Origin of the sequence: Massilia sp. CT11-108 (assembly GCF_047302915.1) — a bacterium.
GTDB lineage: Bacteria > Pseudomonadota > Gammaproteobacteria > Burkholderiales > Burkholderiaceae_D > Telluria > Telluria orientalis.
On the sequence record NZ_JBKYMO010001662.1, the window covers coordinates 1 to 248 of the forward strand.

Below are 248 nucleotides of genomic sequence, written 5' to 3' on the forward strand. Positions count from 1 at the left end.
GATCACGGGCCTCGTCGTGGTGTCCCGACCGGGCGAGGCCCGTGATCACCACGGCGGTGTCGTGCGCCCAGACGGTGCCCCCGTGGTAGCTGAGCGGCCAGTACCCGGCGGCGGTCGTGGAGAGCGTCCTGAGGCCGAAGCCGCTCGCCAGGTCCGGGCTCACGACGCGTGCTGCGACGACGGCTTCCTCGTCAGGGGTGAGCAGGCCGGTGCCGAGCAGGTGGCCGATGTTGCTCGTGGCGGAGTCG

The 248-nt window shown here is 72.6% G+C and carries 1 protein-coding gene; it reads right to left on the bottom strand.

The annotated features are described in order from the left end of the window. The coding region (locus ACEN88_RS35955; RefSeq protein ID WP_413347161.1) for an MGH1-like glycoside hydrolase domain-containing protein at positions 1–248 on the bottom strand (248 nt) is incomplete at both ends.